We start from the raw sequence: 10,485 nt of genomic DNA, 5'->3' as shown, positions 1-10,485 counted from the left end.
TCGAAAAACAAACGCCGCGATGATCGCGGCGTTTGTTCTTACTTCTCCAGCACGATGCGCAGCATGCGCCGCAGCGGCTCGGCCGCACCCCAGAGCAGCTGGTCGCCCACCGTGAACGCCGACAGGTACTCAGGACCCATCGACATCTTGCGAAGACGCCCGACAGGAATCGTCAGGCTGCCGGTGACGGCTGCCGGCGACAGGTCGCGCATCGACGCTTCGCGCGTATTCGGCACCACCTTCACCCATTGATTGTGCGAAGCGATGATGTCGTTGATTTCATCGAGCGGCACATCCTTCGTCATCTTGATGGTCAAGGCCTGCGAGTGGCAGCGCATCGCGCCGATGCGCACGCACAGGCCGTCGACCGGAATCGCGCCAGTGCCGAAACCTTCGCCGCGGCCCAGGATCTTGTTGGTCTCGGCGCCGGCCTTCCACTCTTCCTTCGACTGGCCATTGCCCAGGTCCTTGTCGATCCACGGGATCAGGTTGCCCGCCAGCGGCACGCCGAACTGCTTCGTTTCGTCGCCTGACAAGCCATGCTGGGTCGCCAGCACCGTGCGGTCGATCTCGAGGATGGCCGAGGCCGGGTCGTCGAGCAGCGGTTTGACCGCGGAATTGATCGTTCCGAACTGGGTCAGCAGTTCGCGCATGTGCTGGGCGCCGCCGCCGGAGGCTGCCTGGTAGGTCATGGAAGTCATCCACTCGACCAGGCCCTGCTCGAACAGGCCGCCCAGGCCCATCAGCATGCAGGACACGGTGCAGTTGCCGCCGACGTAATTCTTCACGCCGCGCGACAGCGCGTTCTTGATGACGTCGAGGTTCACCGGGTCGAGCACGATGACGGCGTCGTCGTTCATGCGCAGGGTCGAGGCGGCGTCGATCCAGTAGCCGTTCCAGCCGCTTGCCCTCAGCTGCGGGAAGACCTCGCTCGTGTAGTCGCCGCCCTGGCAAGAGATGATGATTTCGCACTTCGACAACGCGGCGATGTCGTGCGCGCTCTTCAGGGTGGTTTCGTTCTTCGCCATCTTGGGCGCCGTACCGCCCGCGTTCGAGGTCGTGAAGAACACCGGCTCGATGTGGTCGAAATCGCCTTCATCCTGCATGCGCTGCATCAGGACCGAACCCACCATGCCGCGCCAACCTACCAGACCTACTGCTTTCATCATCATCCCTTTGATTTTTTGAAGATTTACCCGAGCGCCCGCACCACCGCGTCGCCCATTTGTTCGGTACTGACGCGCTGCGTGCCATCCTCGAATATATCCGGTGTGCGCAATCCTTGCTGGAGGACGCGCTTGACTGCCGCTTCGATGCGCTCGGCCTGTTCAGGCTTGCCGAGCGAGTAGCGCAGCATCATCGCGGCGGACAATATCGTCGCCAGCGGATTCGCGATGCCCTTGCCCGCGATGTCCGGCGCCGATCCATGCGACGGCTCGTACAGGCCCTTGTTGTCGGCATCGAGCGAGGCCGAGGGCAGCATGCCGATCGAGCCGGTCAGCATCGCGGCCGCATCCGACAGGATGTCGCCGAACATGTTGCCGGTGACGATGACGTCGAATTTCTTTGGCGCGCGCACCAGCTGCATCGCCGCGTTATCGACATACATGTGTTCGAGTTCGATGTCCGGGTATTGCTTGTGCACGTCGGTCACGACATCGCGCCAGAACTGGAATGTCTCCAGCACGTTCGCCTTGTCGACGCTGGTCACGCGTCGATCGCGTTTTTGCGCCGCCTGGAAGGCGACGTGCGCGATACGGCGGATCTCGCCTTCGGCATAGCGCATCGTGTCGAAGCCTTCGCGCTGGCCTTTGAAAGGGCCATCGGGACACTCGCGCACGCCGCGCGGCTTGCCGAAATAGATGTCGCCGGTCAGCTCACGGATGATCAGGATGTCGAGTCCCGACACGACTTCGGGCTTGAGCGTCGAGGCACCGGCCAGCTCCGGATACAGGATCGCCGGACGCAGGTTGGCGAACAGGCCGAGCTCCTTGCGCAATCCGAGGATCGCCTGCTCGGGACGCAGCGCGCGCTCGAGCGTGTCGTATTGATAGTCGCCGACGGCGCCGAACAGCACGGCGTCCGCCTCTTTCGCGAGCTTCAAGGTCGATTCCGGCAGCGGATGGCCGTGCGCGGCAAAACCCGCGCCGCCCACTTCCGCGCGCTCCATCTCGAACGATTCGCCGAGTGCGTCCAGCACGCGCACGGCTTGCGCCATGATTTCGGGGCCGATGCCGTCGCCCGGCAGGATTGCGATTTTTTTCATGTGCGCTCGCTAGATCACGTTGGCCAGCCAGGGCTGGCGTGCCAGGTGGCGTTCCTCGAAAGCGCGGATCTCGTCGGCGTGACGCAAAGTCAGGCCGATGTCGTCCAGGCCGCCCATCAGGCAGAATTTGCGGAAGTCGTCGATCGCGAATTCGAAGCCGATGCGACCGTCAGCGCTGCGCAGCACCTGGTTTTCCAGGTCGACCACGAGCTTGAAACCGCTGCCCGCCTTGACTTCGTCGAACAGCTGCTCGACGGCGCTTTCCGCCAGCACGATCGGCAGCAAGCCGCTCTTGTAGCAGTTATTGAAAAAGATGTCGGCGAAGCTCGGCGCGACGATCGCCCGGAAGCCGTACTGCTGCAGCGCCCACGGCGCATGCTCGCGCGAGGAGCCGCAGCCGAAGTTCTTGCGCGTCAGGAGGATCGAAGCGCCCGCATAGCGCGGCTGGTTCAGCACGAAGTCCGGGTTCAATGGGCGGTGCGTGTTGTCACGGCCCGGCTCGCCGTGGTCGAGGTAGCGCCACTCGTCGAACAGGTTCGGACCGAAGCCGGTGCGCCGGATCGATTTCAGGAACTGCTTCGGGATGATGGCGTCGGTGTCGACATTGGCGCGGTCGAGCGGCGCCACCAGCCCTTCGTGTACGGTGAATTTGTCCATGTCCTCGTTCCGCTTCGTTTGATGCAAATGACTTACTTGCCGCCGGCGCCGGTGACGACCTGGCCAACCTTCTGCACGTCGCGGCCCACGCCGGAGATCGTGTTGCAGCCCGCGAGGACGAGGGCGACGAGGGAAAGGGCGAATACTTTTTTCATGATGGTCCTGTGGGTTGGCGTTGATTGTTCAGAGTGTGCGTACGTCGACGAAGTGGCCCGCGATGCCGGCCGCGGCAGCCATCGCCGGTGAGACCAGGTGGGTGCGTCCGCCCTGCCCCTGCCGTCCTTCGAAATTGCGGTTCGAGGTCGAGGCGCAGCGTTCGCCCGGCTCCAGGCGGTCGGCGTTCATCGCCAGGCACATCGAGCAGCCCGGCTCGCGCCATTCGAAGCCGGCGGCCTTGAAGATCTGGTCGAGCCCTTCGCGTTCGGCCTGTTCTTTGACCAGGCCCGAACCCGGCACGACCATCGCCAGCTTGACGTTCGAGGCGCGCTGGCGGCCGCGCACCACGCTTGCCGCGGCGCGCAGATCCTCGATCCGCGAATTCGTGCACGAGCCGATGAAGACCTTGTCGATGCGGATGTTCTCGATCGGCGTGTTCGGCGTCAAGGCCATGTAGACCAGCGCCTTTTCCATGGCGTCGCGCCGCACGGGATCCTGTTCCTGCTCGGGATCGGGCACGCGGCCATCGATCGAGGTGACCATCTCCGGCGAGGTGCCCCAGGTGACTTGCGGGCGGATCTGCGTCGCGTCGAGCGTGACGACCATGTCGAATTTCGCGCCCGGGTCGGACTGCAGCGTGCGCCAGTAGCTCACTGCCTGCTCCCAGTGCGGACCGCTTGGCGAATATGGACGCCCCTTGACGTAGTCGATCGTGGTGTCGTCGACCGCCACCATGCCGGCGCGCGCACCGGCCTCGATCGCCATGTTACAGACCGTCATGCGCCCTTCCATCGACAGCGCGCGGATCGTGGAACCGCCGAATTCGATGGCGTAACCCGTGCCGCCAGCGGTGCCGATGCGTCCGATCACGGCCAGCACGATGTCCTTCGCCGTCACGCCGACCGGCAAGGCGCCGTCGACCTGCACCAGCATCGCTTTCGACTTTTTGGCCAGCAGCGTCTGCGTCGCCAGCACGTGCTCGACTTCGGACGTGCCGATGCCATGCGCCAGGCAACCGAAGGCGCCGTGGGTGGACGTATGCGAGTCGCCACAGACCACCGTCATGCCCGGCAGGGTCGCGCCCTGCTCCGGCCCGATCACGTGGACGATGCCCTGGCGCTTGTCGTTCATGTTGAAGTAGGTGAGCCCGAAGCTCCTGGCATTCGCGTCGAGCGTCTCGACCTGCAGGCGCGAGGTCGGGTCCGCGATGCCTTCGCGGCGGTCGGTGGTCGGCACGTTGTGGTCGGCCACGGCCAGGTTGGCCGAGGTGCGCCAGAGTCCCCGGTTGGCTTCGCGCAGGCCGTCGAAGGCTTGCGGACTGGTCACTTCATGCACCAGGTGGCGGTCGATGTAGAGCACCGTCGTGCCGTCTGCATCGGCACGCACGACGTGCGCTTCCCAGAGTTTGTCGTAGAGCGTTTTTAACATGCTGTGTCCTGTCGAACCGGCCGCTGGAATGGGGGATTTTGATTATGCCATAATTGTGCACTGCGGCAGAAGCTGGGTCATTTTGCACGTTTCTGCCAATAAATATCATCCCAGGCAAACAAGATTTGCAATCTGATCCATGCGTGCAAATAACAAAAGCCTGCGCATGGGATGCGCAGGCTTTTATTGCAAGGGCTCATTCTGCCCTTTTTCACTCGTTCAGTGCATTTATGCGGCGATACGCACCGTGCCGCGGCAACCATCCATCAGGAAGGACAGGCCCACCACCAGCACCAGTTCGCCCTCGGCTGAACGGGCGGTACCGGTGATGCCTTCGACGGTCAGCGCCGTCATCGGCTTGATCACGAGATCGGCCGTGCCATCGACCGCTTCCACCGCCAGGATATAAGGCTGCGGGGCGTTGATGACGATGCCGACGCGTTCCGGCGCCTCTTCGTAGCCAAGCGAGCCGGCCAGCGAGCGTACCGGCAGCGGACGGCCCTGGTCTTTCAGCACCGGGGCGCCGCCGACCATCGAGAAGGTTTCCGGCAGTTCGACGACACGCTCGACGACCGCCATCGGCAGCGCCAGCGAGGCGCCCGAGGTGGAGACCAGCATCGTCGGCACGATCGACAGTTCGATCGGCAGGCGGATCGCGAACTTGGTGCCGTGGCCGAGCGAGGAATCGATGCGGATCGCGCCGCGGTTCTTTTCCACCGCCGTTTTCACGACGTCCATGCCGACGCCGCGGCCCGAGACCGAGGAAGCGACTTCCTTGGTCGAGAAGCCCGGCAGGAACACGAGTTGATACGCGTCTTCGTCGCTCTGGGCGCCGTTTTCGCCGATCAGGCCCTTGTCGATGGCCTTGCGACGCAGCTTGATCGGGTCCATGCCCTTGCCGTCGTCCTGCAGCACGATCATGACGCTGTTGGCTTCCTGCCAGGCTTTCAGCAGGATGAAGGCCTTGGCAGGCTTACCCGCGGCGACACGCTCTTGCGGCGATTCGACACCGTGGTCGAGCGCGTTACGCAGCATGTGCACCAGCGGATCGTACAAGCTGTCCACGACGACGCGGTCGACTTCGGTCTCGGCGCCTTCGATGGTCAGTTCGACATCCTTGCCCAGGTCTTTCGCCAGTTCGCGTACCAGGCGCGGGAACTTCTGGAACAGGCGTCCCACCGGCTGCATGCGGGTGGCCAGCGTGGCGCGCTGCAGTTCGGCCGAATAGCGCGACGCGCGTTCCAGCGTTTCGGTCAGCGTCGCCATCAGGGTGGCGGCCTGGCCTTCGAACTTGAACTGCGACAGGCGTTCGAGCAGCACGGCAGCCTGGTTGGCGGCCTGCACCGATTCGCCGGCCACTTCCAGCAGCGCGTCGAGTTTCACGGCATCGATACGGATGCTTTCGTCCTTGGCCGGCGCAGTGGCGACGGGCTTGGCTTCGTTGCGGCGGTCGACGCCGTCCCAGCCCGGCCTGGCGGCAGGCGCGGCAGCGACTTCAGTCTGGGCAACCGGCGTTGCGGCAGGCTGGGCGGCGGCCGGCGCGGCTGCAGGCGCAGCAGGCGCCGGGGTCGTCGCAATCGCGAAGCTGGCCGGCACCACGGCGTTGTACATCGCAGGCCAGTCGAGTCCGTCTTCGCCGACAGCCGCTGCGGCAGGCGCAGCTGCGGCAACCGGAGCGCAGGCTACAAGTGCGGGCACGGCGGCAGGAGCGGCTTGCGCCTTGCCTTCGATCGCATCCGTCAGGATCCGTTCGAGGTCCTGCGGCATCGGCGCGAGCTGGTCCGGCGTGGCGCCGTTGTTCAGGTCGTTCAACTGGTCGGCAACAAAACCCGATGCCTGCAGCGCGGCTTCGATCGACAGTGGCGTGACCGGCGCGGCGCCGGTGCGCAGTGCGTCGAACAGATTTTCGGTCAGGTGGCAGGCCGCGACCAGCGCAGGCAGGCCCATGAAGCCGGCTCCGCCCTTGATCGTGTGGAACGAACGAAACACTGCATTGAGCGTCTCCTTGTTCTGCGGATCGCGTTCGAGGCGCAGGAGGTGCTCTTCAACGTTGACTGCCAGATCCAACGCCTCGACGACGAAGTCCTTCAGCATCTCGTCCATTAGAATCCCAGATCGGCAAGTAGGTCGTCGACGTTATCCTGGTCCAGCGCCGCTTCCGGCACGGAAGGGCCCGACATCAATTGCACTGGCGCAGCTTCTTTTTCAGCCAGCTTGGCGCGCGTTTCAGGCGGTGCGTTATCGCGCAGCAGCTGGGCCAGCTCGTTTTCCACGGTCTTGGTGATCGAGACGACTTTCTTGATCAGCTGACCGGTGATGTCCTGGAAGTCCTGGGCCATCATGATTTCAAGCAGGCGCGCCTTTTCGGCCTCGGTTGCTTCCGACACGGCTTGTGAGAACTGGCGCGAGTCGCCCGCCAGGGCCTTGAACTCGTCCAGGCTCAGCTTGCCTGCGAACAAGGCGTCCCAGCGGCCCGACATGTCCTGCGCTTGCTTGGACAGCTTGTCCTGCGCCGGCATGCCTTCGTCCAAGGTATTCAAAACCTTGTTCGCGGCCTGCTCGGTCAGCGTGGCGACGTATTCCAGGCGGTCCTGGGCATCGGTGATCTGCGAGGACGCCTCGGTCAGCGCGCGGTCGTAGCCGAGTTCGCGGAGCGAGTCGTGCAACAGGCGCACGATGCCGCCCAGGCGTTCGTACATGTTCTTGTCGCCCTCGGGGCCCTCGCTGGCGGCAACGGATGCCACGGCGACGCTGGCCAAGGCGGCTGTCGCCACGACAGCCGGGTTGCCGGAAGTGCTTTCGGTGGCCGGCTCAGCCGGGCGGGCGGAGGCAACCTGGTCGAACAGGGCGTCCAGGTCATCTTCGGCGGCGGCGGCAGGTGCCGGCGCGGCCGCTGCGGCAGGAGCGGCGGCGGGGGCCGGCGCGCTGGCTCGCTGGGCTGCCACTTCCTCGAATAAGGCGTCGAAATCGTCGGCGGCGTCGGTCATAGTCCCTGCTTCTCCATAAGATGAATGTATCGCATTGTTGCGTGCGTCGGTCCGGTGGGTGCGAACTTCCGCGCGCGTCATGCAGTCGCTGGAAGCCCCAAAAGTCGTAAGCGAGTGTAGCAGCGTAGTTGCCGTAGGTAAATCTCCGAAAAAGCAATACGCCGAAATGGACAAGGATTCTTAATTCCGCGACAATAAAACCATGCAGTTCCTGAATATTTTCGCAAGTCAGGTGTTGTTTTTGTGGTCGCGTCGATTGTGCACCGTTTTTCGAAGCGTCCCGGCGAGGCGAGCCCGTGTTTGACCAAAGTCAACAGCTTGCGCCATCACAAGCCCGGAACACCAGAGCTGCGGCCACAATGGCATGCGTATCAAGGGGGGCTCATCATGTACCGAAAAATTTTGATTACGACCGACGGTTCCGCCGTCTCACAGCACACTGCCTGTGCCGGCGTGAAGTTCGCGCACCAGATGGGGGCCGAGGTGCTGGCCCTGTTCGTCGCACCGGAATATCAGTATCCCGTGTACGTCGAGATCATTCCTCCTTCCTACCCGAGCGAGGAGGACTACATCGCACAAATGCGGGGCACCGGCGAAGACTACATGGTCAAGATCATGCGTTCGAGCGAACAGGCCGGGCTCAAGCACAGCTGCATGACGGCGTTTTCGGACGCCACCGCCCTGAAGATCGTCGACGTCGCCGAGCAGGAAGCGTGTGACCTGATCTTCATGGGCTCGCACGGGCGTAGCGGCTGGGGCCAGATCCTGCTGGGCAGCGTCACGAATAAAGTGTTGTCGCATACTACCAAGCCAGTGCTGGTGCACCGGCTGATCAACGAGCCAGCCTCAGCCTGATGCCGGCGCCGGCACGCCGCACAGCGTGCATTGTATGGAGCAGCCACGGTGCGCCGTGGCGCGGGGAGATACATCCATGATAAGAATCGTCATTGCAGATGATCATACGATCATGCGCGAGGGACTCAAGCGTATCCTCGACGGGGCCCTCGACGTCGAGATCGTCGGCGAGGCAACCAACGGCTTCGAGGTGCTGTCGCTGGTGCGCCAGGGCGGTTTCGACCTGCTGCTGCTCGACCTGTCGATGCCCGGGCGCAGCGGCGTCGACCTGATCCGCCAGGTGCGCAGCGAGGCACCGAAGCTGGCCATCCTGATCCTCACCATGCACGAAGAGGAACAGTACGCGGTGCGCGCGATCCGCGCCGGCGCCCAGGGCTACCTGACGAAAGAAAGCGCGGGCACCCAGCTGGTCGGCGCAATTCGCAAGGTGGCCTCGGGCCGCCCCTATATCAGTACCGAAGTGGCCGAGCAGCTGGCCCTGAATATCATGGCGCCAAACGAACAGTTGCTGCACAAACAGTTGTCGGACCGCGAATTCGAGGTGTTTTCGCTGCTGGTGGGCGGCAAGTCGATTACCGAGATCGCGAACAACCTGCATCTGTCGGTAAAAACCGTCAGCACCCACAAGACGCGCATCATGCAAAAGATGGGCATGACCTCGCTGTCGGAGATGGTGCAGTACGCCGTTGCGCACCGCCTGCTGGCGCCCTTGAGGGCCTGAAGCGCCAGAGAGCGCCTAACAAAATCTCCATGGCTGCGTTGCAGCGTCTCGCCGTACAAGCGTACTGTTTTCGACGCCGCGCCTTGCCCTGAAGGTTTTGTTAGGCGCTCGTAGTTGCTTCGAAAGCGCCCCGCTCCGGGGCGAAAAGTGTTTGACAGCAGCGGGTGGAGGTTTGTGCCTTGCCCGCCACGCCCTTCGACAGCGCCGCCACCTGGAAGGCAAGTCGTTGCAGTACGTCTTACCCCATGACGCCCCGCTGAAGTAAGAATATTCCTACACGACTAGTTCCCCTCCTACCTACACATTCAGCCATTGCTGATACCAATGCCGGACTCGTGTTGGCATACTGAATTCAGCGTAACGACTTGCTTGCGATCTAATTTCTCTCCGTAAGCCAAGCCTCCCGCTTGATGAATCCTATTGAAGCACCCGGTAGTGGCCCCAGACCCGGGCCGCACCAGAAGATTTCTTCACCGGAGAAGAGCATGCAGTCCCAGCCAACGCCAGATCCACGCAATGCCTCGTCGACCATGCACTCCACGCCAATGGAAGCTGGACGCCAACGCCAGGGCCGTTTGTGGTCCAACCTGAAAGAAGTCTGCGACCTGCTGCACATCCCGGCCGCCGTCTCGATCAATTCCGAAGAATTGCTGTTCCAGCACGTGCAGTTCAAGACCGGCCAGCGCGTCCACACCATCGGCCAGGCCTTCGATACGCTGTACATCGTCAACTCCGGCTTCCTGAAAACGGTGCTGATCGACGAGTTCGGCAACGAGCAGGTGCTGAGCTTCCCGATGAAGGGCGACATGCTCGGCGTCGACGGCATCCACACCCGCCACTACGCTTCCGAGGCAGTCGCCTTGTCCGACTGCGACCTGATCCTGCTGCCGTTCAAGAAGCTTACCGCCCTCGGCCGTGTGCACATGGAGCTGGAAAACCTGATGTACGGCGTGATGAGCCGCGAACTGGTGCGCGAACAGGCCATGATCGGCATGCTCGGCGCCCTCTCCGCCGAAGCACGCGTGGCCCGCTTCCTGGTCTCGCTGGCCGACCGTTTCGCCGCCATGGGCTACTCGAGCAAGCTGTTCAACCTGCGCATGACGCGCCACGAGATCGGCAGCTACCTGGGCCTGACGCTCGAAACGGTGAGCCGCACGCTGTCGGCCTTCAACGAGATCGGCCTGATCACGGTCGACCAGCGCACGATCGGCATCAAGGATGCGGAAGCCCTGAAAACCCTGCGCCGCCTGCCACCGTCGCGCTCGCGCACCAAGGCGGCCGGCGCCAAGCAGAAGGCCGAGCTCGATGCAGCGGGAGACGATCAAGTTCTCGCAACGGCGTGACGTCCTTGATTCGCCCTGGTGCGGGGCGAAGAAAAACGGCTCCGACATGATGGTTTCTTCGCGAGACCAGTA

At 63.3% G+C, this 10,485-nt stretch carries 10 protein-coding genes; 3 read left to right on the top strand and 7 right to left on the bottom strand.

Going from position 1 to position 10,485, the window contains the following annotated elements:
* Positions 1–38: 38 nt before the first annotated feature.
* The 7 genes from asd to ACHAC9_RS19800 form a co-directional block, all read right to left on the bottom strand.
* Positions 39–1,166 (bottom strand): aspartate-semialdehyde dehydrogenase, encoded by a 1,128-nt coding sequence (gene asd, locus ACHAC9_RS19830; protein ID WP_435762559.1) that lies wholly within the window; start codon positions 1,164–1,166, stop codon positions 39–41.
* 26 nt (positions 1,167–1,192) lie between these two features.
* Positions 1,193–2,266: a 3-isopropylmalate dehydrogenase gene (gene leuB, locus ACHAC9_RS19825; RefSeq protein WP_435762557.1), complete on the bottom strand. Its 1,074-nt coding sequence runs from the start codon at positions 2,264–2,266 to the stop codon at positions 1,193–1,195.
* Between the two features lie 9 nt (positions 2,267–2,275).
* Positions 2,276–2,923, bottom strand: a complete 648-nt coding sequence (gene leuD / locus ACHAC9_RS19820) for a 3-isopropylmalate dehydratase small subunit (RefSeq protein WP_435762555.1) — start codon at positions 2,921–2,923, stop codon at positions 2,276–2,278.
* Positions 2,924–2,955: 32 nt separating this feature from the next.
* On the bottom strand, positions 2,956–3,078 hold the full coding sequence (locus ACHAC9_RS19815) for an entericidin A/B family lipoprotein (RefSeq protein WP_435762553.1): 123 nt from the start codon (positions 3,076–3,078) through the stop codon (positions 2,956–2,958).
* A 28-nt stretch (positions 3,079–3,106) separates the two neighbouring features.
* Entirely contained in the window at positions 3,107–4,507 is a 1,401-nt protein-coding gene (leuC, locus tag ACHAC9_RS19810) for a 3-isopropylmalate dehydratase large subunit (protein ID WP_435762551.1), read from the bottom strand.
* Positions 4,508–4,735: 228 nt separating this feature from the next.
* Positions 4,736–6,610, bottom strand: a complete 1,875-nt coding sequence (locus ACHAC9_RS19805) for a chemotaxis protein CheA (protein WP_435762549.1) — start codon at positions 6,608–6,610, stop codon at positions 4,736–4,738.
* Positions 6,610–7,494 carry a protein phosphatase CheZ gene (locus ACHAC9_RS19800; RefSeq protein ID WP_435762547.1) on the bottom strand — a complete coding sequence of 295 codons (885 nt, stop codon included), beginning with the start codon at positions 7,492–7,494 and terminating at the stop codon, positions 6,610–6,612. The genes ACHAC9_RS19805 and ACHAC9_RS19800 overlap by 1 nt, the downstream gene beginning before the upstream one ends.
* Before the next feature lie 387 nt (positions 7,495–7,881).
* On the opposite strand from ACHAC9_RS19800, the gene ACHAC9_RS19795 reads away from it, so the two are divergent.
* From ACHAC9_RS19795 to ACHAC9_RS19785, 3 genes are all read left to right on the top strand, one after another.
* Positions 7,882–8,349 carry a universal stress protein gene (locus ACHAC9_RS19795; protein ID WP_435762545.1) on the top strand — a complete coding sequence of 156 codons (468 nt, stop codon included), beginning with the start codon at positions 7,882–7,884 and terminating at the stop codon, positions 8,347–8,349.
* A 76-nt stretch (positions 8,350–8,425) separates the two neighbouring features.
* Complete coding sequence (locus ACHAC9_RS19790; RefSeq protein ID WP_435762543.1) at positions 8,426–9,070, top strand: response regulator; 645 nt, start codon at positions 8,426–8,428, stop codon at positions 9,068–9,070.
* Between the two features lie 545 nt (positions 9,071–9,615).
* Positions 9,616–10,413 carry a Crp/Fnr family transcriptional regulator gene (locus tag ACHAC9_RS19785; protein ID WP_435762704.1) on the top strand — a complete coding sequence of 266 codons (798 nt, stop codon included), beginning with the start codon at positions 9,616–9,618 and terminating at the stop codon, positions 10,411–10,413.
* The last annotated feature ends 72 nt before the right edge of the window (positions 10,414–10,485 follow it).

The sequence above is a fragment of the Massilia sp. CMS3.1 genome (assembly GCF_051262535.1).
Taxonomy (GTDB): domain Bacteria; phylum Pseudomonadota; class Gammaproteobacteria; order Burkholderiales; family Burkholderiaceae_D; genus Telluria.
The sequence above is the reverse complement of the archived record's forward strand: the minus strand, read 5'-3'. Positions and strand labels throughout refer to the sequence as shown.